Annotated in this window: 19 protein-coding genes and 1 pseudogene; 14 read left to right on the top strand and 6 right to left on the bottom strand. The window is 64.5% G+C overall.

From position 1 onward, the window contains the following. The first annotated feature begins 204 nt into the window (after nucleotides 1-204). From IVB32_RS09205 to IVB32_RS09195, 3 genes are all read left to right on the top strand, one after another. Nucleotides 205-723, top strand: coding sequence for a MarR family transcriptional regulator (locus IVB32_RS09205; protein ID WP_204511875.1), 519 nt, complete (start codon nucleotides 205-207; stop codon nucleotides 721-723). Nucleotides 724-868: 145 nt separating this feature from the next. Then, nucleotides 869-2,560 carry a benzoate-CoA ligase family protein gene (locus IVB32_RS09200; RefSeq protein WP_247335200.1) on the top strand — a complete coding sequence of 564 codons (1,692 nt, stop codon included), beginning with the start codon at nucleotides 869-871 and terminating at the stop codon, nucleotides 2,558-2,560. A 12-nt stretch (nucleotides 2,561-2,572) separates the two neighbouring features. Beyond that, entirely contained in the window at nucleotides 2,573-3,037 is a 465-nt protein-coding gene (locus IVB32_RS09195; protein ID WP_247335199.1) for a RidA family protein, read from the top strand. 36 nt (nucleotides 3,038-3,073) lie between these two features. On the opposite strand, the gene IVB32_RS09190 is transcribed toward IVB32_RS09195, so the two are convergent. Continuing rightward, nucleotides 3,074-4,045, bottom strand: coding sequence for a CHAD domain-containing protein (locus IVB32_RS09190; RefSeq protein WP_247335197.1), 972 nt, complete (start codon nucleotides 4,043-4,045; stop codon nucleotides 3,074-3,076). A gap of 12 nt (nucleotides 4,046-4,057) precedes the next feature. Next, nucleotides 4,058-5,590 carry a bifunctional aminoglycoside phosphotransferase/ATP-binding protein gene (locus IVB32_RS09185; protein ID WP_247361481.1) on the bottom strand — a complete coding sequence of 511 codons (1,533 nt, stop codon included), beginning with the start codon at nucleotides 5,588-5,590 and terminating at the stop codon, nucleotides 4,058-4,060. 191 nt (nucleotides 5,591-5,781) lie between these two features. Between IVB32_RS09185 and IVB32_RS09180 the strand changes: the two genes are divergently transcribed. The 5 genes from IVB32_RS09180 (at nucleotide 5,782) to IVB32_RS09160 (ending at nucleotide 12,489) form a co-directional block, all read left to right on the top strand. Continuing rightward, nucleotides 5,782-6,612: a universal stress protein gene (locus IVB32_RS09180; protein ID WP_085394644.1), complete on the top strand. Its 831-nt coding sequence runs from the start codon at nucleotides 5,782-5,784 to the stop codon at nucleotides 6,610-6,612. Between the two features lie 66 nt (nucleotides 6,613-6,678). After that, nucleotides 6,679-9,372, top strand: coding sequence for a bifunctional acetate--CoA ligase family protein/GNAT family N-acetyltransferase (locus tag IVB32_RS09175; RefSeq protein WP_247372915.1), 2,694 nt, complete (start codon nucleotides 6,679-6,681; stop codon nucleotides 9,370-9,372). 103 nt (nucleotides 9,373-9,475) lie between these two features. After that, entirely contained in the window at nucleotides 9,476-10,612 is a 1,137-nt protein-coding gene (locus tag IVB32_RS09170; protein ID WP_247372918.1) for an MlaE family lipid ABC transporter permease subunit, read from the top strand. A gap of 2 nt (nucleotides 10,613-10,614) precedes the next feature. Next, entirely contained in the window at nucleotides 10,615-11,382 is a 768-nt protein-coding gene (locus IVB32_RS09165; RefSeq protein WP_247335188.1) for an ATP-binding cassette domain-containing protein, read from the top strand. Nucleotides 11,383-11,385: 3 nt separating this feature from the next. Next, nucleotides 11,386-12,489, top strand: coding sequence for an MlaD family protein (locus IVB32_RS09160; RefSeq protein ID WP_247335185.1), 1,104 nt, complete (start codon nucleotides 11,386-11,388; stop codon nucleotides 12,487-12,489). A gap of 6 nt (nucleotides 12,490-12,495) precedes the next feature. Here IVB32_RS09160 and IVB32_RS09155 read toward each other — a convergent pair. Next, nucleotides 12,496-12,809 (bottom strand): annotated as a pseudogene (locus IVB32_RS09155) (cytochrome c). A gap of 148 nt (nucleotides 12,810-12,957) precedes the next feature. Between IVB32_RS09155 and IVB32_RS09150 the strand changes: the two are divergent. Together IVB32_RS09150 and IVB32_RS09145 are read left to right on the top strand one after the other, a co-directional pair. After that, nucleotides 12,958-13,668: a helix-turn-helix domain-containing protein gene (locus IVB32_RS09150; RefSeq protein ID WP_247372922.1), complete on the top strand. Its 711-nt coding sequence runs from the start codon at nucleotides 12,958-12,960 to the stop codon at nucleotides 13,666-13,668. A 497-nt stretch (nucleotides 13,669-14,165) separates the two neighbouring features. After that, nucleotides 14,166-14,894: a Crp/Fnr family transcriptional regulator gene (locus IVB32_RS09145; RefSeq protein ID WP_018454810.1), complete on the top strand. Its 729-nt coding sequence runs from the start codon at nucleotides 14,166-14,168 to the stop codon at nucleotides 14,892-14,894. On the opposite strand, the gene IVB32_RS09140 is transcribed toward IVB32_RS09145, so the two are convergent. Continuing rightward, nucleotides 14,891-15,667 (bottom strand): cyclase family protein, encoded by a 777-nt coding sequence (locus IVB32_RS09140; RefSeq protein WP_247335165.1) that lies wholly within the window; start codon nucleotides 15,665-15,667, stop codon nucleotides 14,891-14,893. The genes IVB32_RS09145 and IVB32_RS09140 overlap by 4 nt on opposite strands. A gap of 323 nt (nucleotides 15,668-15,990) precedes the next feature. Here IVB32_RS09140 and IVB32_RS09135 point away from each other — a divergent pair, with 323 nt between their 5' ends. The 4 genes from IVB32_RS09135 (at nucleotide 15,991) to IVB32_RS09120 (ending at nucleotide 19,710) form a co-directional block, all read left to right on the top strand. Beyond that, complete coding sequence (locus tag IVB32_RS09135) at nucleotides 15,991-16,962, top strand: TRAP transporter substrate-binding protein (protein WP_247335162.1); 972 nt, start codon at nucleotides 15,991-15,993, stop codon at nucleotides 16,960-16,962. 86 nt (nucleotides 16,963-17,048) lie between these two features. After that, on the top strand, nucleotides 17,049-17,597 hold the full coding sequence (locus tag IVB32_RS09130; protein WP_026232817.1) for a TRAP transporter small permease: 549 nt from the start codon (nucleotides 17,049-17,051) through the stop codon (nucleotides 17,595-17,597). Next, entirely contained in the window at nucleotides 17,588-18,880 is a 1,293-nt protein-coding gene (locus tag IVB32_RS09125; RefSeq protein WP_247335160.1) for a TRAP transporter large permease, read from the top strand. The genes IVB32_RS09130 and IVB32_RS09125 overlap by 10 nt, the downstream gene beginning before the upstream one ends. 23 nt (nucleotides 18,881-18,903) lie before the next feature. Next, complete coding sequence (locus tag IVB32_RS09120; protein ID WP_247372927.1) at nucleotides 18,904-19,710, top strand: SDR family oxidoreductase; 807 nt, start codon at nucleotides 18,904-18,906, stop codon at nucleotides 19,708-19,710. A gap of 9 nt (nucleotides 19,711-19,719) precedes the next feature. On the opposite strand, the gene IVB32_RS09115 is transcribed toward IVB32_RS09120, so the two are convergent. Together IVB32_RS09115 and IVB32_RS09110 are read right to left on the bottom strand one after the other, a co-directional pair. Next, nucleotides 19,720-20,418, bottom strand: a complete 699-nt coding sequence (locus IVB32_RS09115) for a substrate-binding domain-containing protein (protein WP_346731098.1) — start codon at nucleotides 20,416-20,418, stop codon at nucleotides 19,720-19,722. After that, a partial coding sequence (locus IVB32_RS09110; protein WP_247410230.1) for a molybdopterin cofactor-binding domain-containing protein occupies nucleotides 20,415-21,342 on the bottom strand: 928 nt, incomplete at its 5' end. The genes IVB32_RS09115 and IVB32_RS09110, both read right to left, overlap by 4 nt.

Below are 21,342 nucleotides of genomic sequence, written 5' to 3'. Positions count from 1 at the left end.
CCAATCCAAGTTTATGCCGATGATTGCTGCCGCGGCAAGCGAGCTCAAAGCGTCGTCATCCGGCGGGCAGCGGTGCATGCAAGTGGCGCGCCAATTATTTGAAGCCTAAAGAAATCGGCATGGGGTTGATTGTTGCGGCTTTACGCTTGCAGCCGGCGTCGATTTATTTGAAGCTCAAAACGTGGGGATCCGTGCCGGGCGCCAATGCCGGCCGTGAGTGACTGCATCAACATGCTCGATTCCGAGACCAAGGCCGTCGAAACTCCGGAGGATCACGCCGAAGAGCTTCGGCTGTGGCTGCGCCTCTTGACCTGCACGACCCTGATCGAGGGCGAGGTTCGTGGCCGGTTGCGGCAGCGCTTCGACGTCACATTGCCCCGTTTCGACCTGATGGCGCAGCTCGACAAGGCACCCGACGGCATGACGCTGTCCGACGTCTCCAAGCGCATGATGGTCTCGAACGGCAACGTCACCGGTCTGGTCGAGCGCCTCGTGGAATCCGGTCATCTCGACCGCCGCACGTCGGAGACCGACCGCCGCGTCCAGGTCATCCGGCTGACTAAACTCGGTCGCGCCGAGTTTCGCAGAATGGCCGCGGAACACGAGACTTGGATCGCCGATCTCTTCGCCGATCTGACGCCGAAGGATGTGCGCGAATTGATGCGGCTGCTCGCCAAGACCAAGGCATCGGCGCAGAAATCGGCCGCTCGCCGCCGGGCGTAGGTCCGCGGCTGAGGCACCACCAATCCCGTTGCCGCCGGAAAAAGCACGGGATGCCCAAAATCCGCTATTGCGCGAAATTGCTTTAAGCCTAAAATGTTTCCGAGTGAGTGCTGCCGGGTGCTTTCCATGCTGAAAGGAGCGTGCGATGGCCAACGCCGCCAAGGTTCAAATCTCGGGCTCGCATGACGACAATGCCGCGACAGCCCATGTCGATGCGTTCGCGCGGCAGCATCTTCCGCCACGCGAGCTCTGGCCGGAATTCATCTTCACACGACCGGAACTGCAATATCCGCCCCGCCTGAACTGCGTCAGCTATTTCCTAGACCGCTGGGTCGAGCAGGGACATGGCGACGCTGCCTGCGTGATCAGCCCCGCCGTCAGCTACACCTATCGTGAGCTGCAAACGCTCGTGAACCGCATCGCCAATGTGCTGGTCGGCAAGCTTGGTCTCGTCACCGGCGGGCGCGTGCTGCTTCGCTCGGCCAACAATCCGATGATGGTCGCGACCTATCTGGCGGTGATCAAGGCCGGAGGCATTGTGGTGGCGACGATGCCGCTGTTGCGCGCCAAGGAGCTGTCCTATCCGATCCAGAAGGCGGAGATCACACTCGCGCTCTGCGATGGCAAGCTCGCCGAGGAAATGGAGAAAGCGAAAGCCGCAGCCCCCAGCCTCAAGCGCGTGGTCTATTGGGGCACCGCCAGTGGCGACTCGCTCGAGGCGCTGATGGGGGATGCAAGTCCGGAGTTCAAAGCCGTCGATACTGCATCCGACGACGTCTGCCTGATCGCGTTCACGTCGGGCACGACCGGCGATCCCAAGGGCACCATGCATTTCCACCGTGACATGCTGGCGGTCTGCGATGGTTATGCGCGCAACATCCTGCGGGCGGAGCAGAAGGATCGCTTCGTCGGCTCTGCACCGCTCGCCTTCACGTTCGGCTTCGGCGGCGTGCTGTTTCCGATGCACATCGGCGCCTCCTTTGTCGTTCTGGAGAAGACGGCGCCCGACGACATTCTGAATGCGATCGAGCAGTACAAGACCACGGTCTGTTTCACCGCGCCGACCGCGTACCGGGCGATGATTGGCAAGCTTCCGGGCCGCGATATTTCCTCGCTTCGCAAATGCGTGTCCGCCGGCGAGACGCTGCCCAAGCCGACATTCGATGCCTGGCTAAAGGCGACCGGCATCAAGCTGATGGACGGCATCGGCTCGACCGAGCTGCTGCACATCTTCATCAGCGCGACCGAGGACGAGATCCGCCCCGGTGCGACGGGCAAGCCGGTGCCGGGGTATGAAGCGAAGATCGTCGACGATTCCGGCAATGATTTGCCGCCGGGCACGATGGGACGGCTCGCGGTCCGCGGGCCGACCGGATGCCGCTATCTCGCCGACGAGCGGCAGCGCAAATACGTCCAGAACGGCTGGAACATCACGGGCGACACCTATCTGATGGATAGCGACGGCTATTTCTGGTATCAGTCGCGCTCGGACGACATGATCGTGTCGGCCGGCTACAACATCGCAGGCACGGACGTCGAGGCGGCGCTGCTCACGCATCCCTCGGTCGTCGAATGCGGGGTCGTCGGCGCGCCAGACGAGGCGCGCGGCATGATCGTGAAGGCCTATGTCGTTGCCGCGCCGGGCGTAACGCCGGATGCCGAGCTCGTGGCTGCGTTGCAGGAGCATGTCAAACGCGAGATCGCGCCATACAAATATCCGCGCGCGATCGAGTTCGTGACGCAACTACCGAAGACCGAGACCGGCAAACTAAAGCGCTTTGCCCTGCGGCAACTGGCGCAGACCGCGGTGCCGTCCTCCGGCGTCGCGGCGGAATAGAAGGATAGAAAATTGTCAGTGACCACGCCGAAAGGCCCGCACCTCGCGGTGCTGCCGACAACAGCCGAGGATAAAACCCGCTCCAGGGCGCAGGTGCTCCAGCCGTCCGGTTGGCCGGTACCGAAAGGCTATGCCAACGGCATGGCCGCCGAGGGACGCATCGTCGTCACTGGCGGCGTCATCGGCTGGGATGACGAGGAGCGTCTCGCGGAGGGTTTTGTCGCGCAGGTGCGCCAAACCCTAGGCAACATCGCCGCGATCCTTGCGGAGGCCGGCGCGCAGCCCGAGCATCTGGTGCGCCTGACCTGGTACGTCGTCGACATGGACGAGTACCTGACGAACCTGAAAGAGCTCGGCAAGGCCTACCGCGCGATCTTCGGCGCGCACTACCCGGCGATGGCGCTGGTTCAGGTCGTCCGGCTCGTCGAGAAGGCGGCGCGCGTCGAAATCGAAGCCACCGCCGTCATTCCGCGCTGAGCCGACGGCTGGCCCAACTCGTCTTGGCGAGAGTGTCTAATCCTCAGGCTCCGCATTCGGCGCAAGGTCGGCGGAGCGGAACGGCTTGGCCTTGTCGAGTTTCCGGTAGGCGCGCGAGGCGGTCCGCAACAGTTTCTTTTCGCGCTTGCGGTTGAGGAAGCGAATGCCCGCCTCGGGAACGGCCTCGTTCAATGACGCCGCCAAGGTTTGCCCTCGCGCATCGTCATTCAATCGTCCGAGGGACTTTTGCGCCTTGCGCAATTGCTTGAGGATCGACTGCTGCTTTGTCAGCGACTCGTCTGCGAACAGGTCCTCGAGCGACTCGATCGAATAGGTCAGCCGCTTGTTGAGAAGCCGCAGCTTGTGCCGTTTCTCGACGTCGAGCTCGCGCAATTTTCGCGCTTTCTTGAGCAGCGTCTTTTCCCATTCCGTGAGTTTCGCTGTTGCGTGGTCGGCGAGCGTGCACCGGCGTAGCCTGATAGCTTCCTTGCTGCGCCGGGTCGACCAGGGGCCGCTCTCGATCCAGGCTGACGTCTGCTCGACGAGATGGCGATACCGCGCGGATTGCAGCGCGCGCGCCAACTGGCGATGGCTCTCGGCGCGCTTCTCATCCCAGTGCTGGAGCTCGGCAATCACGGTCAACTCGCCGCCACTTTCGGCGATGACCCGTTCGATCGCCACGTCGAGGTCCCGTACCACGCCGAGCTGGCTATTCAGCCATTTCAGTTCGGTCCAGACCTCCGGGCGAAGGGCGTCATCGACCATCGGCGAGAAGAAGCGGATGGCGGTGCGCAGATGCGTCAGTGCAATCCGGATCTGGTGCAGTGCCTCGGGATCGCCGCGGCAGGTGCCGTCATGCTGGGCGCGAACGGCGGCGAGGTGACGGCGGGCGATGATCCGGAACGCCGTGTCGCAGACCATGCCGGGGCTGAGGCGGCCAGGCAGGGCATTGCGCCTCGCCGCAGGCTTGACGCGCGCGGCCGTCGAACTCGTGCTGGGTCGCGCCATTTGCAGATTGCCTTACTTGCTCTCGGCGATCGCGTCCCGGCAGTTCTGGAGCGTCTGCTCTTGCGTCCCGGATGCATCGATGGTCGCCCAACCGACATGGCCGATATTATAGTGCTCTTGCAACGCGGCAACCTCTTGCGTGGCGTCGGATGCGTCGCCCCGGCGGCCCCCGATCCGCGCCTGCCGGGTCGGGAGGTCTGCAACCAGAAATAGGCCGCTCAGCGGCACGTTGCGCTCGCGCGCCAGTGCGGCAACCGCGTCTCGTTCGTCCTCACGGGCGAACACGCCGTCGATGATCGCTGAATGGCCTTGCGCCAGCACCCGCCCGGCGTGCTGAGCCAACGTGTCGTAGACGCGGGACGTGACCTCGGGTGTGTATGCGGATGCCGGCAGCCGGTCCGTTTCCTCGACCCCTAACATCTGCTTGCGGACGAGGTCGCTGCGCAGCACGACGGCGCCCGGCTGCGGCGCAACGTCCGGCGCGAGCGCGCGTGCCAAAATCGTCTTTCCGGTGCCTGACAATCCGCCGATTGCAATCAGTCGGGGAGCGGGCGGCTGGATCAGCGCGCGGGCGAGGCCAAAATAGCGCCGTGCACCGTCGAGAATACTGGGATCACCGGAATGCGGCGGCTTCAGCCGTGCCAGCGCGACTTGGGCGCGGATCGCCGCCCGGACGGACATGAACAGCGGCAGTGCGGAGAGCGCGTCGAGATTTTCGACCGGAGTCGCGGCGAGATAGCGGTTCAGCACGATATTGGCCGCGCGTGGCTGATCGTGGTGCAATAGGTCCATCAATCCGAATGCGAGATCGTAGACCACGTCGGTGGTTGCCATCCGGGCGTCGAACTCGATCGCGTCGAACAGCACCGGCCGCTCGTCGATCGACACGATGTTCGCAAGATGCAGGTCGCCATGGCACCGGCGCACGAAGCCTTGACGGCCGCGCTCTTCGACCAAAGGCCGGAGGCGGAGGAACATTGCTTGCGAGTCTCTGCCGAGCTCTGCGATCTCTTCGGCTTCGAAATGATTGCCGGTCCGCAGGCCATTGCTGTTGCCATCGATCAGGCCGGGGATGGAGGAAACCCATGCGTAGCCGTCGGCGCGAACAGCCTGCGCATGCGAAGCCGCGATCGCGTCGGCGACAGCCGAGGCAAAAGTGTCATCCAGCGCTCCGGCCTTGGCCAGATGATCCAGCGTCCGGCTTTCGTCGAAGCGCAACATGTCGACCGCATACTCGATCGGCCGGCCGCTTCCGTCCACCTTCACCGATCCATCGGGCTCTTCCGTGATCGCCACGACGCGGTGATAGATCTGCGGCGCCAGCGGCCGGTTGATCCTGATCTCCTCCTCACACGCCGCCTTGCGCTTCTCGAGCGTGGAGTAATCGAGGAATGGAAATTGCACGGCGCGCTTGATCTTCAGAGCGCGTCTGCCTTCAAGAAAGACCGAAGCTGCGTGCGTATCGATCCGCCTCACGTTCGGATGACCCGCGGAATCGGTGAGCGCCGCAAAGATCCGGTCCTGGGTCGCAGAATCGTCTGTCATTCAGCTGGTACGTCCAGATGCGTCGGAAGGCGGCTCGCGGGCGAACAGGGTAATCCATAGAAGCAGATCGCGGCCAGTCCTTGGCTTCAGTCAACGCCTGTCTCCTTCCGAGCGGTCGCAGTTCCCGGGCTTGACGAGGATCAAGCGTCCCGACCAAAGCCGGCCTATTCTGGCGCCTGAGGAGAATCCCGATGCCCATCAAGGACGTCTTTCTGCCGCTCGTCGGCCAGCCACGCGGCCCGGCCCTTGCGGCGATCGAGAAATGCGTGGCCGTTGCCGCCGACCTCGGCGCCAGGATCACCGCGGTTGCACTCGAGGAGGATGCCTTCGTGCGGCCGAAGGTGATGCTCCCCGATGCGGCCGAGGCAAACGGCTCGCTTGGGGCGGGCGACAGTCAGCATCTCCTGGATGCGTTCACCCGCGCAACCTCCCGCACCGGCATTCGCGCCCAAAGCCGGTCGGCCAAGGTGCCGGCAGACCAGATCGCGTCAGTCCTGGCCGAACACGGACGCTTCAGCGATCTCACGCTGCTCCCCGTGAAGCCGCACGACAGCCGAACCGAGCACATCATCGAGACGCTCCTGTTCGAATCCGGGCGGCCAGTGCTGCTTTGCCCGGAGCAGCATGTGGACGAACTGCGACCGGAATTCGAGAACGTCATGATCGCCTGGGATCACTCGGCGCGTGCGGCGCGGGCGGTCGGCGATGCGCTGCCTATCCTTCAGGCAGCAGCCCTGGTCCGCGTGGTGACCGTGGCGGACGACAAGTCCGACGCGATCGTGCAATCCGGCACGGCTCTGGTCGATCATTTGAGGGAACACGGGGTCTACGCCTCGTTCGAAACCGCGAAGGGCAACGGCAGCTCGATTGGCAAGGTGCTCGGAAGCTGGGCGAATTCCCATGCCATCGATGCGATCGTGATGGGCGCCTACCATCATTCGCGCCTGAACGAGATCGTTTGGGGCGGCGTGACAAAGACCGTCATTGGCGAACCACCGTGCTGGGTTATGCTCTCGTACTAGGCGGTCCAGTTTATCGGCCTGATCGTCAACCATCGGAACCGCCACCGACCGGGCGCATTTGCTTTCATGTCAACCTATCGTCTGAAGAAACTGCTGTCGCCGCGTTCGGTCGCGCTCGTCGGTGCGAGCGCCCGCCCGGTCTCCGTTGGACGCGCCGTTCTGGAGAACATCCGGAAGGCCGGATTCACGGGACAGTTCGGCCTCGTCAATCCGCGCCATGCCGAGATCGGCGGCGTCGCGGCCGTGGACAGCCTCGATCAATTGCCGTTCTTGCCCGAGCTTGTGATCATCACCGCGCCGGCGCGCGCGGTTCCCGGCATTGTCGATCAAGCCGGGCGGCGCGGCTCGGCGGGTGCCCTGATCGTCTCGGCCGGGCTCGGCCACGGACCGGGGTCCCTGCACGAGGCCGCCGTCACTGCGGCCCGCAAATACGGCATGCGGCTGATCGGGCCGAACTGCTTGGGCATTATGATGCCCGGCGTGAGCCTCAACGCGAGTTTTGCCGCGCACATGCCGGGGCCCGGGAATCTCGCGCTGATCTCGCAATCGGGGGCGATCGCGGCCGGCATGGTCGATTGGGCCGCGCAGCGCGGCGTCGGCTTCTCCGGCATCGTCTCGATCGGCGATCAAATCGACGTCGATCTTGCCGATCTGCTCGACCATTTCGCGATGGATCACAAGACCCGCGCGATTCTGCTCTACATCGAAGCTATCAAGGACGCGCGCAAGTTCATGTCGGCCGCGCGCGCTGCGGCGCGCGTGAAGCCCGTCGTCGTGGTGAAGTCCGGGCGAATGGCGCAGGGCGCGAGGGCGGCTGCCACCCATACCGGTGCGCTTGCGGGCGCCGACGCCGTCTACGACGCGGCGTTCCGCCGCGCGGGTGTCCTGCGGGTCTCTGATCTGCGCGAGCTGTTCGATTGCGCCGAGACGCTCGGCCGCGTCGAGTCGCCGGCGGGAAAGCGCCTCGCCATCCTGACCAATGGCGGCGGCATCGGTGTTCTCGCTATTGACCGATTGGTCGAGCTCGGCGGCATTCCGGCGACCATCTCGGCGGACGCGCGCAAGAAACTCGACGAGGTGCTGCCGCCGACCTGGTCCGGCGCAAATCCCGTCGACATCGTGGGCGACGCCGATGCGTCGCGCTATGCGGCGGCGCTCGACGTGTTGCTTGCCGATCCCGACAACGATGCGGTCCTCGTCCTCAACGTGCAGACCGCGATCGCCTCGGCTGCCGATATCGCAACGATGGTGACCGAACGAGTCAAGGCATATCGCGAGAAGCACCGCAGTTGGGCCAAGCCCGTGCTCGCCTCGTGGATCGGAGCAGACCAGAACATCATCGAAACACTGTCCGGCGCCGGCATCCCGAACTATCCGACCGAGGATGACGCCGTGCGCGGCTTCATGTACCTCGTGAGGCACCGCGAAGTCGTGGAGGAACTGAGCCAGGTCCCACCCGCAATGCCCGACACGTTCGTGCCGGACGCACGTGCCGCAAGACAGATCGTAGCTGCTGCCATCGCGGACGGCCGCCAATGGCTCGAACCCGTCGAGATCAAGCACCTGCTCGAAGCCTACGATATCGCGATGGTGCCCACATACGCGGCGGCCGATGTCGAGCAGGCGGTGGCCTACGCGGAAGAAATCTTCGCGCAAGGCGGCACCGTCGTGCTGAAAATCATGTCGCGCGACATCGTCCACAAATCCGATGTCGGCGGCGTCGTGCTCAATCTCACCATGCCTGAGGCGGTGCGCACCGCTGCCACCGACATTATCGCTCGGGCGAGAAAGCTGCGTCCCGAAGCTCGCATCGAGGGCGTCATCGTGCAGGCGATGGTGGTGAAGGCGAAGGCGCGCGAGTTGATTCTGGGCCTCGCCGACGATCCGACCTTCGGCACGGTCGTTGTGTTCGGCCGCGGCGGGACCGCGGTCGAGATCATCAACGACAAGGCGCTTGCGCTTCCGCCGCTCGATCTGCAACTGGCCCGCGACCTGATCGACCGCACGCGCGTGTCCCGGCTGCTTCGCGCTTACCGGGACGTGCCGGCGGTGAAGCCCGACGCCGTCGCCATGGTCCTGGTCAAGCTGGCGCAGATGGCCGCCGACATTCCCGAGATCCGCGAATTCGACGTCAATCCGCTGCTGGCGGATGAAACCGGCGTGACCGCGGTCGATGCCCGCGTCGCGGTCGGGCCGCCGCAACGGAAGTTTGCCGGCTCCGGCGCCGCCAACTTCGCGGTTCGGGCCTATCCGTCGCAATGGGAGCGCCACCTCAAGCTCAAGGAGGACTGGCGGATCTTCGCGCGGCCCCTGCGTCCGGAGGACGAGCCGACCATCCACGCATTCCTGCGTCATGTCACGGCGTACGACCTTCGTCTGCGTTTCTTCGCGCCGATGAAGGAGTTCACCCACGAGTTCATCGCGCGCCTGACCCAGCTCGACTATGCGCGCGCGATGGCCTTTATCGCATTCGACGAGGCGACCGGTGAGATGGTCGGCGTGGTCCGACTCCATTCGGACTCGGTCTACGAGAGCGGTGAATATGCGATCCTGCTGCGGTCCGATCTCAAGGGCAGGGGGCTGGGATGGGCCCTGATGCAGCTGATCATCGACTACGCGAGATCGGAGGGCCTCAAAGCGATCTCCGGTGATGTTCTCAGGGAGAACACCACGATGCTGGAGATGTGTCGCCAGCTCGGCTTCGATGTGAAGCCGGATCCGACCGAGCCGGATATCTGCGATGTCAGGCTGAAGCTCTGAGTGCGCCGCTACAGCTGGCCTTGAGACAGGTCAAGCCGGCCGCCCCATGCTGGCCTAGAACTGCCGGCTGAACGGGCCCCGGTTGTCCCGATGAGGTGGAATCGTGAACTCCGAACCGCTGTTGCTGGCGAGGCCCTCCGGCGAAGAGCTGAAATTGTGCCCGGAAGGGCCGTGGATTGCCGCGAACGTGTCGATGCTGGAGACGTTGTCCCGGTCGGTCGGGGCGGACGTCGATCGATCCAGAGCCGTGACGCTGGACTTGTCGGGCGTCAGTGCGCTCGACACGCTCGGCGCCTGGGTCCTGGAAAAGCTATCGCGCAGGGCCTCATCATCCGGTCGACCGGCCGAATTTGTCGGTGTCGCCGACCATTTCAGTGGCCTGATGGACGAGGTGCGCCAGGTCAACCGCCACACCCCGCCGCCGGCGCCTGCACCCAACCCTGTTCTGCTGGGGCTGAACGATCTCGGCAAGTCAACGGTCGGCGCGCGCGAAGACATCACGATCTTTCTTCAAATGCTGGGCGCGCTGTTCATGGCCCTGATCGGCGTGCTGCGCCGGCCGCGCTCGCTGCGACTGACATCGCTGATCTATCAGCTCTACCGCATAGGCTGGCAGGCCATCCCCATCGTTGTGCTGATCACCTTCCTGATCGGCGCCATCATCGCCCAGCAGGGATTTTTCCATTTCCGCAGGTTCGGCGCGGAGTCCTACACCGTCGACATGGTCGGCATCCTGGTGCTGCGCGAGCTTGGCGTGCTGATCGTCGCCATCATGGTCGCCGGGCGCTCGGGAAGCGCCTACACCGCCGAGCTCGGCTCGATGAAGATGCGCGAGGAGATCGATGCGCTCTCGACCATGGGACTCGATCCCGTCCATGTTCTGATTCTGCCGCGGGTTGCGGCCCTGGTGATTGCGCTGCCAATCCTTGCTTTCATCGGATCGATTGCCGCACTCTATGGCGGCGGCCTGGTCGCGCAGTTCTACGGCGGTATGGCGCCGGCGATCTACATCGCGCGGCTGCACGAGGCGATCTCGGTCACCCATTTCGAGGTGGGCATCCTGAAGGCGCCGTTCATGGCGCTGGTGATTGGAGTAGTCGCCTGCAGCGAGGGCTTGCGCGTGAAGGGGAGCGCCGAGTCGCTGGGACGACAGACCACGACGTCGGTGGTCAAGTCGATCTTCCTGGTGATCGTGCTCGACGGCCTGTTCGCGATCTTCTTCGCCTCGATCGGAATGTGATCATGGGCGAATCGCAAGAGCAGTTCGCGATCCGCGTCCGCGACCTCGTGGTCGGCTTCGGCCGGCAGACCGTGCTCGATCATCTGACGCTCGACGTACGCCGGGGTGAGATCCTCGGGCTCGTGGGGGCGTCCGGTGGCGGCAAGTCGGTGCTGATGCGAACCATCATCGGCCTCATCCCGCGCCAAGGCGGGACCATCGAGGTTACGGGACGGCCAATCGGCGGCGGCACCGAAGGCGCGGCCACGACCTGGGGCATCCTGTTCCAGCAGGGCGCGCTGTTCTCTTCGCTGACGGTCCGGCAGAACATCCAGTTTCCGCTCCGTGAAAATCTCGTCCTGTCGCAGGAGCTGATGGACGAGATCGCGATCGCCAAGCTCGAAATGGTCGGGCTGCAGGCGCAGGACGCCGATAAATATCCGGCGGAGCTATCCGGCGGCATGACCAAGCGCGTGGCGCTGGCGCGCGCGCTCGCGCTTGATCCGCCGATCCTGTTCCTGGACGAGCCGACCTCGGGCCTCGATCCGATCGCGGCGGGCGATTTCGACGCGCTGATCGGGACCCTGCAAAAAACCCTCGGCCTCACCGTGTTCATGGTCACCCATGATCTGGCGAGCCTGACAACGGTCTGCGATCGGGTCGCCGCGCTCGCCGACGGCAAGATCGTGGCGATCGGTCCGATGCGCGAACTGCTGCAATCCGAGCATCCCTGGGTGCGCGCCTATTTCCACGGCAAGCGCTCGCAGATGCTGCAACACGAGATGAGATGAGACATGGAAACCCGCGCTCCCTACGTGCTGATCGGCAGTTTCGTCCTGGCCGCGATCCTCGCGGTGTTCGGCTTCGTCTACTGGCTGAACAACACCGGCGGCATCGGGCCGCGCACGAGCTATCACGTGCAATTCCAGGGCCCGGTGCCCGGTCTTCTGGTCGGCGCCGGCGTGCTGTTCAACGGCATCCGCGTCGGCGAGGTCACCCAGCTCGGGCTTGCGCCGGATAATCCACGTTTCGTCAATGCGACGATCTCGGTTGCTTCAACCACGCCGGTGCGTGCCGACAGCAGGGTCGGGCTCGATTTCCAGGGGCTGACCGGCGTGCCGGTGGTGACGCTGGAGGGAGGCGTCATCGTCACTAAATCCGGCGAGCCCCCGACCTTGATTGCCGAGGCCGGTGCGGGCCAGAGCATGACGCAGGCCGCGCGCGATGCACTGCGGCGGGTCGACACCGTGCTGGAGGACAATTCGGGCCCGCTGAAGGACACCATCGCCAATCTCAAGACCTTCTCAGACGGGCTTGCGCGCAACACCGGCAAGATCGACGGCATTTTGGCGGGCCTGGAGAAGATGACCGGCGGCGGAACGCCGGCGCAGAAAGTCACCTATGATCTGCGCACGCCGCAGAACCTCGGTCCGGGCGGCAAGACGCTCTCGGCGTCACTGGCCATCCCCGAGCCGACAGCGGTCGCCATGCTCCAGACCCAGCGCATGCTGTTCGCGCCGGGCGGCGATAATCCGGGCTTTGCGGACTTCCTCTGGGCCGACAGCATTCCCAAGCTGATACAGGCGCGTCTGATCGACAGTTTCGAGAACTACGACATCGCCCACGCGCCGTTGCGCACGGCCGATCTCGGGCAGGCGGACTATCAGCTGCTGATCGACATCAGGCGCTTCCGCATTGCCACCGAGGGGGAGACGCGGGTCGAGATCGGGCTGTCGGCGCGGATCGTCGACAAGAACGGCAAGGTGATCGCCTCGCGTCTCGTCGAGACCAGCGAAAAACTCGACAAGATTGTGCCGGCCACGGCGGTCGCAGCGTTCGATACGGCCTTCACGCGCATCGCGAAGGAGCTGATCGGCTGGACGGTGCAGGCGGTGTGACGCCGGCTATTTCAGGGTCTTGAGGTAGGACAGGAGATCGTGGATCTGGTCCGGACTGAGCTCGAAGGCCGGCATGTCGGCGTGGCCGGTGTTGATGCCCTCAGCCAGCGCCTCCCCAAGGCTCTCGATGGGATAGCGCTGGTGCAGGGCCCGCAGCGGCGGTGCGATCTTGAGCGGACTGACGCACGGTCGATCGCGTGGCAGCGCGCGCAATGGGCTCGCGCAAAGGCCTTGCCGCGTTGTTCGGCGGTCGGGGCAGCCAGGACAGGCGTCATCAGAAGCAACCCGATCAACCCGTGACGCAGCATTCCTTGCAGCATGTAAAGTGACCCCGTTTAAGTCTGGGAGAAGAATAGGGCGGGAATTCCCTCCAAAATTGATCTGGGTCAACCGGCTTTGGCGCACTGCAGTAAAATGCAGCTGCGCGGCGGGATGGGCCTGATGGGCAGCCGGCGCTTGGAGCGGTCGATGAAGCCCGTAGTCACGATTGAGCCGAACTGGCAGCTCTGCAGCGATTGCGCCGTCCGCGCATCAGCGGTCTGTTCGTCTTTGGATGCGGCCGAGCTTCGGGAATTCGAGCATCTCGGTCGGCGCGTCCATTTTTCCTCAGGCGAGACTGTGTTCTCCGAGGAGGACATCACGACCTCGTTCTACAATCTCCTCGAGGGCGTCATGCGGCTGTACAAGCTGCTGCCCGACGGCCGCCGGCAGATCGTGGGCTTTGCCTTGCCCGGCGATTTCCTGGGGATGAATATTTCTGGCAGGCACAATTTTTCGGCCGATGCGATCGGCGCGGTGACCGTATGCCAGTTCGCGAAGTCACCCTTCGGCCGTTTCATCGAGGACCGGCCGCATCTCCTCAGGCGGATCAACGAGCTGGCGATTCGCGAGCTGAGCCAGGCCCGGGACCACATGGTCCTGCTCGGCCGCCGTTCGGCGGACGAAAAGGTTGCGGCCTTTCTGCTCGGCTGGCGCGAGCGGCTGGTCTCCCTGAAGCGGGCGTTGGACACGGTTCCGCTTCCAATGAGCCGCCAGGACATCGCCGACTACCTCGGCCTGACCATCGAGACCGTCAGCCGCACCTTCACCAAGCTGGAGCGCCACGGCGTGATCGAGATCATTCATGGCGGGATCAGCCTGCTCGATCCGGCGAAGGTCGAGGCCTTGGCCGCAGCCTGATTCCGACGCAGCGCGGCTCGATTTTGATCGGGATCAATGCATTCGGCCGGGTGCCCCGAATAATGCTCAAAACCACAGGGGAGAGCATCATGCCGGCTGACGCGTTGCTTATGAGCACCATTGTCGTGGCAATCTTTGTCACCTTCGCCGGGGCTCTGGTCTGGGCAGACCGGCAAACCAGTGCAGGCCGGCCCGAGTCGGACGTCAAGCGTCGAAGCTTCTGAGATCACCGTCCCATCCTGCGGCGCCCGCGGGGCGGGCTATGCCGTGCAAGTTCGGGACGCTTGGTAGCGCCTCAACGCAAGGTGGCGTGCCGCACTTGCAACTCTGCATCGACTGGGACGCATTGGCTCATCCTTCGGCTGCCGGCTTCACGCCTGACCGCGGCATTTTCGCCGCGTTTGCCTCAAATAGGGCGCATGCTTTCCGGTTGAAAAACTGGGCTACACTGACTACGCAGGGACCCCAGTGCCTCGCAGTCTTAGGAGCCCAGTGGCGTGCCTCAGGACAAGACCGGCGACGACCCCCGACAAGCGGCGGGGAATAAATTATCGGTCCTGCGCAAGCACCCGATCTTTGCGGATCTGGAGCCGGAGGCGCTGGATCAGCTCTGCCGTTACGCCAAGCACACCACGGTGAAGCGCGGCGCGACGATCGCCGCCAAGGGCGATCCCGGCAACAATCTGTTCGCGGTGATCACAGGGACGGTGAAGATTTCCTCGTCGTCGCCCGACGGCCGTAACGCCATTCTCAATCTGATCGGTCCCGGAGAGATCTTCGGCGAGATCGCGGTGCTCGACGGCGCCCCCAGGTCGGCCGATGCGACCGCCAACACCAATTGCGAGCTCTACATCATCGATCGCCGGGACTTCCTGCCGTTCGTGAAGAGCCAGCCGGCGCTCGCAATGAAATTCATCGAGCTGCTCTGCGCGCGCCTGCGCTGGACCAGTCAGCAGGTCGAGCAGGTGATCCTGCAAAATCTGCCGGGCCGGCTTGCGAGCGCGCTGCTCGGCCTCACCGAAGAGCGCAAGTTCGACTCCGGCAGCGGCACGCTCGCCATCACGCAGCAGGAGATCAGCGAGATGGTGGGGATGACGCGCGAGAGCATCAACAAGCAATTGCGCGCCTGGGCGGGCCGCAACTGGGTTCGCCTCGAGCACGGCGCCATCGTCGTGCTCGACATTAATGCCTTGCGCGAACTCGCCGAGAGCGGGCTCGACAGCTAGCTGTCGATGATCGCGACGGCGCGGGTCCAGCCCGCGGAGGCCCGCTCGATCTTCACCGGAAAGCACGAGACGGTGAACCCGGTCGAAGGCAGCTGGTCGAGATTGTGCAGCTTCTCGAGGTGGCAATAGCCGATGTGCCGCCCCGCCTTGTGGCCCTCCCAGATCAGGCCGGCATCTTTCGTTTCGGCATATTTCTTCGCGGTGTGGACGAACGGTGCGTCCCAGCTCCAGCCGTCGGTGCCGGTCAGCCGCACGCCGCGTTCGAGCAGATACATGGTGGCCTCGTAGCCCATGCCGCAGCCTGAGCTGACATAATCGGCTTGGCCGAACCTGGCGCCGGCGCCGGTGTTGACGACGACGATCTCCAGCGACGACAGCGCATGCCCGATCCGCCTCAACTCCTTCTCGACGTCGTCGGCGCTCGCCACGTAGCCGTCGGGCAGATGCCGGAAGTCGAGCTTCACGCCGGGCTGAAAACACCATTCCAGCGGGACCTCGTCGATCGTCCATGACCGCTCGCCGCGATTCATGGTCGGATGGAAGTGCCAGGGCGCATCGAGATGCGTGCCGTTATGGGTCGACAGCGAGACCTGCTCGACGGCCCAGCCCTGGCCGTCCGGCAGGTCCTGCGCCGTGAGGCCCTCGAAGAACTGCAGCATCCGCGGCAGGCCCTGCTGGTGATCGATGTACTGGATCGTCGGGTGATTGCCCGGCGGGTCCGCCGTCACGTCGTTTCTGAGCGGCACGGAGATGTCGATCAGCTTCCGCGGCATGGGCATTCCTCGGGATGGTCGTTTTGCTTCGCAGCATCTTGAGGGGGCCGCACCGGCGGCGTCAAGCAACGCGCATGAACGCTTCCCGTGGCCGACGGCAGATGATTTCGGAAAAACTGGACGATGAGCCGGCTGTCTGCCCAAAGCCGGTCTGATCCATCGATGCAACTCTAGCATTGATCGATGCCGGATTTGGCTTGGACAGAGAATGCCGCGCGCCCTACGGACGACAATGGCGCTTGACTTCACACCGGAAGTGGAGCGACCCAAGGCGGCCCGCAGCATCCGCCCAACGAACATAATCACCTCAGGAGGAAGCCCAGATGAAGATACTCACCGGCATCGTCGCAGCCGCTCTGCTGGCGGTCTCAACCCCCTTGGCGACCGCACGCGATTTCCGTTCCGCCGACATCCACCCCGCCGATTATCCGACCGTCGAGGCCGTCAAGTTCATGGGCAAGCAGCTCGCCGCGGCGAGCGGCGGCAAGCTCGGCGTGAAGGTGTTTCCCAACGGTGCGCTGGGCTCCGAGAAGGACACCATCGAGCAGCTCAAGATCGGCGCCCTCGACATGATGCGGATCAACGCATCGCCCTTGAACAACTTCGTGCCCGAAACTATCGCGTTGTGCCTGCCCTTCATCTTCCGGGACACGCAGCACATGCGCACCGTACTTGACGGCCCGATCGGCGACGAGATCCTGGCGGCCATGGCGCCCGCAGGCCTGATCGGCCTCGCCTATTACGACAGCGGCGCCCGGTCCATCTACACCGTCAAGGCACCGATCAAGTCGCTCGCGGACGTCAAGGGTCTGAAAATTCGCGTCCAGCAATCCGACCTGTGGGTCGGCATGATCCAGAGCCTCGGGGCCAATCCGACCCCGATGCCCTATGGCGAGGTCTATACCGCTCTCAAGACCGGTCTGGTGGACGCTGCCGAGAACAACTGGCCCTCTTACGAGTCCTCGCGCCACTTCGAGGCCGCCAAGTTCTACAACGTCACCGAGCACTCCCTGGCGCCCGAAGTTCTCGTGATGTCCAAGACGGTCTGGGACACGCTGAGCAAGGAGGACCAGGCGATGGTCCGCAAGGCGGCCAAGGAATCGGTGCCCGTCATGCGCAAGCTCTGGGACGAACGCGAGCAGGCGTCCCGCAAGACGGTCGAAGCGGCCGGCGTTCAAGTCGTGACGATCGCCAACAAGGCGGAGTTCGTCGACGCGATGAAGCCGGTGTACGACAAGTTCGCGGGTGACGAGAAGCTGAAGAGCCTCGTCAAGCGTATCCAGGACACGAAGTAAGGCCATAGCGTCGGTCCGGCGTTGCCGACTGGCGACGGCGGACCGACGCATTGGACGCGCGCAAGGAGACTTGCAAGGAGACTTGGATGACAGACCCTCACGTCGCAGACCACGAACTGGACGTAGCCGGACGCCCGTCCACCGGCTTGCTGTCCCGGATCAATGCTCCCGTCGCTAGGCTAGGGATGTATCTGTCGGTGACCGGGCTGCTCGTCATCGTCACCATCGTCTTCTACCAGGTGTTCGGACGCTACGTGCTCAATTCCAGCCCGACCTGGACGGAGAACCTTGCGTTGGTTCTTATCCTGTATGTCACGTTGATCGGCGCCGCCGTCGGCGTGCGCGATGCCGGGCATATCGGCATGGACAGTTTGCTGGTGATGCTGCCGGATCGCGCGCGGGAGAAGATCGAGCTTGTCATCCACGTCCTGGTGGCCGGGTTCGGCGTCGCGATGGCCTATAACGGCTGGATCCTCGGAGCGTCGGTCGGAACCGTGAAGATCCCCAATCTGGGCCTGCCCGAGGTCATCCGTTACGTCCCGCTGATCGCCTCCGGCGTCCTGATCGTCTCCTTTTCAATCGAGCACATCATCGCCCTCCTGCGCGGCGAAGAGGTCGTCCCCTCATGGAACTGATCATCCTCGGCGCCACTTTCTTCGGCTTCCTGGTTCTCGGCGTGCCCGTCGCCTTCGCGATCGGCCTCTCGGCGATTTGCACCATCCTCTACGAAGGCCTGCCGGTCGCCGTCATCTTCCAGCAGATGATGTCGGGGATGAACATCTTCTCCTTCCTCGCCATCCCGTTCTTCGTCTTCAGCGGTGAGCTGATGCTGCATGGCGGCGTCGCCGACAAGATCGTGCAGCTCGCCAAGAATCTCGTCGGACACATCCGCGGCGGGCTCGGCATGTCGAACGTGGTCGCCTGCACCCTGTTCGGCGGCGTGTCCGGCTCGCCCGTGGCCGACGTGTCGGCGATGGGGGCGGTGATGATCCCCATGATGAAGAAGGAAGGTTTCGACACCGACTACGCGGTCAACGTCACCACCCATGCCTCGCTGGTCGGAGCGCTGATGCCGACCAGCCACAACATGATCATCTATGCGCTCGCCGCCGGCGGCAAGGTTTCGATCGGCGCGCTGATCGCCGCCGGGCTCCTGCCGGCCCTGGTGCTGATGGTGTGCATGCTGGTCGCCGCTTACGCGGTCGCGGTGAAGCGCGGCTATCCGGCCGGCAAGTTCCCGGGCTGGCCCGCGGTTTTTCGCTCGCTCGCAGCCGCTCTGCCCGGCCTTCTGATCGTCGGGATCATCCTGGCGGGCATCCTGTCCGGCGTGTTCACGGCAACCGAATCCGCAGCCGTCGCGGTCACCTATACGATCCTGCTGACGTTCTTCATCTACCGCACCATGACCTTGCCGAACTTCCTGCGCGCTGCATCCAAGGCGGTGAAGACCACGGGCGTGGTGCTGCTGCTGATCGGCGTGTCCACCATGTTCCAGTATTTGATGGGGCTTTATGAGGTCGCCGACTTCGCCGGCGAGATGATGAGCAAGGTCTCGACGCAGCCCTGGGTCATCTTCCTGCTCATCAACGTCATCCTGTTCGTGCTGGGCACGTTCATGGACATGGCAGCGACCATCCTGATCTGCACGCCGATCTTCCTGCCGATCGCGATGAAGGCGGGCATGGATCCGGTGCAGTTCGGTATGTTGATGCTGATCAACTGCGCGCTCGGGCTGAACACCCCGCCGGTCGGGACGACGCAGTTCGTGGGCTGCGCCATCGGCGGCATCTCGGTGGGCGCGGTGATGCGCACCATCCTGCCGTTCTACGCCGCCCTGATCGCAGCTCTGATGTTCGTGACCTACGTCCCCGCCTTCTCGCTGTGGCTGCCCCGCCTGCTGATGGGCTACAAGGGATAGCAGCAATACAGGAGAATCTAACCGTGACCGACTATCGCAAGCTCTTCGATCTCACCGGCAAGACGGCCGTGGTGCTCGGCGCCGCCTCCGGCATCGGCAAGTCGTCCGCCGAGGCGCTGGCCGGGCTCGGCGCCCGTGTCGTCTGCGCCGATCGCGCGATTGACGCCGCCGAAGCAACTGCCGCCGGCATTCGTGAGAAGGGCGGCTGGGCCGAAGCGGCTGCGTGTGACGCCGCGTGCGCGGCCGACGTCAACGCGCTGGCCAAGACCGTGATGCAGAAATTTTCGCGGCTCGACATCGCGGTGACGACGCCCGGGCTCAACATCCGCAAGACCATCCTCGATTACACCGAGGAGGATCTCGACCGCGTCCTCAACCTCAATATCAAGGGCACGGTCTGGTTCTTCCAGGCCTTCGGCCGCATCATGGTCGAGCAGAAGGGCGGCAGCATCATTGCCTGCTCCTCAGTGCGGGCGGTGACGATCGAGCCGGGCCTCGGCGTCTACGGCTCGACCAAGGCGGCGATCGGCCTGCTGGTGAAGGGCTTTGCTTCCGAGGTTGGACGCTCCGGCGTGCGCGTTAACGCGATCGCGCCGAGCATCGCCGAGACCGCGCTGACCGGCCCGTTCAAGCAGCGTCCCGACATCTACAATCTCTATGCCGGCCACACCGTGTTCAACCGCTGGAGCAGCGCCGACGAGGTCGCGACCGCCGTCGCCTATCTCGCCTCGGACGCCGCGAGCTATGTCAGCGGCAGCACGCTGTTTGTGGATGGTGGCTGGACCGCCGTCGACGGGCCGCCGACCGGCCTCACCCAGTTGCACACATAGGGCGGTTATCTAGCCGGTAAAGCCTGCGCGCTGGCGCAGATCCTTGCGGTCTGCGCCGGTCAGCAACGCGATCAGCGCGGCCGCCTCTCGCGGATGTGCGGCCCGCGTGGTCACGCCGGCCGTGTACATCGTCACGAGCTCGCAGCCCGGCGGCAGCGCTCCTGACAGTGCGATGCCGTCGGTCGCGATGATTTCGGTGGCCTGCGTGCAGCCGATCGGATGCGCGGCGCTGGATGCCGCAAGCTCCCGCATCGCGGTCGCGCCGTTGGAAAAGATCTTGAGGTGCGAGGCGACCTCGTAGGCGATGCCGAGCTGATCCAGGACCTTTGCGACATGCTGTCCGGCGGTCGAGGCTTTCGTGTCCGGGACGTAGATCGCATCGGCGCTGCGCAGTACTTCGCGCAGATCGGCTTCAGTCTTCACTGTCACCCTGGGATCGCGGCTGCGGACCGCCAGCGCGGTTTCGACTCGCCCGACATCCGAGATCGAGGCGGGACTGACGAGCTGCTCTTCGGCAAGCTTTGCAAGCAGCGCCTGCGTCAGGATCACCAGATCGGCCGCCGTCCCCGCGCGCAGCTTGTCGGCCATGATGCCGACCGCGCCGAACTCGCCGTCGATGCCGAAGCCGGTCTGCGTCTTGAAGGGATCGCTGAGGCCGCGCACCAGGCCTTGCGCCGCGCCTCCGCTCAAAATGCTCAGTGTCGTCACCATGCCAGCTCCATGGCTGCAATGATCTTGTCGCGGGTGATCGGCAGGTCGCGCACGCGCACGCCGAGGCAATCGTAAACGGCATTTGCGATCGCGGCCGTCACCGGGCCGTGGGCGGCCTCGCCGGCGCCGACGGGCTCGATCTCAGGCCGCTGCACGATCTCGACATCCACCATTGGCACCTCGCTGAAGGTGAGGATCGGATAGTCGATCCAGGACGTCGATGTGACGCGCGTGCGGTCGAAGCGGACGCGCTCCTTCAGCACCCAGCTCGTCGCCTGGATCGCGCCGCCCTCGATCTGGTTGATGACGCCGTCCGGGTTGATGGCCTCGCCGACATCGACCGCCAGCGTCAGCCGCTTGACGCGGATGTCTTCAGTGCCTTCGACCTCCGCAATGGCGGCGCAATAGGCCCCCGTATTCTTGTAGCGGGCGAAGCCCACGCCATGACCGATGCCGGCCTGCTTCTCCGGTTTCCACTGCGCGCGTCGTGCCGCCGCCCGGATGACGTCCTTCGCGCGTTCGTCGCGCAGATGGCGCAAGCGGAACGCGATCGGGTCTTCGCCGCGCAGGGCGGCGACCTCGTCGAGCAGGGACTCGATGGCGAACACATTGCCTTGTCCGCCGAGTGTGCGCAGCGCCGAGGTCCGCACCGGCATGGTCAGCAGCCGGTGGCTCGTGACCGTCCAGGCCTTGAGGTCGTAGAGCGGAACGGAGTTGCGGTCGCCGCCGCCGCCATTGGCTGGGGGCGGATTGGTCGAGATCAAGCGCGGGTAGGGGTTCGTGATCTCGGTTGCGGCGAGCAGCGCGGGCTGCGCCGCGCGCCCCGGCCGCGCCGCGTGACCGTTGCTCCAGATCGCGTGGCGCCAACCGACGATCTCGTTGTCCGCATCGAGATCGGCCTCGATCTCGATCGCCATCGCC

This window comes from Bradyrhizobium sp. 23 (assembly GCF_023073295.1).
Taxonomy (GTDB): Bacteria; Pseudomonadota; Alphaproteobacteria; order Rhizobiales; family Xanthobacteraceae; genus Bradyrhizobium; species Bradyrhizobium canariense_D.
Note: the sequence above shows the minus strand (reverse complement) of the source record. Positions and strands in the feature narration are given on the sequence as shown.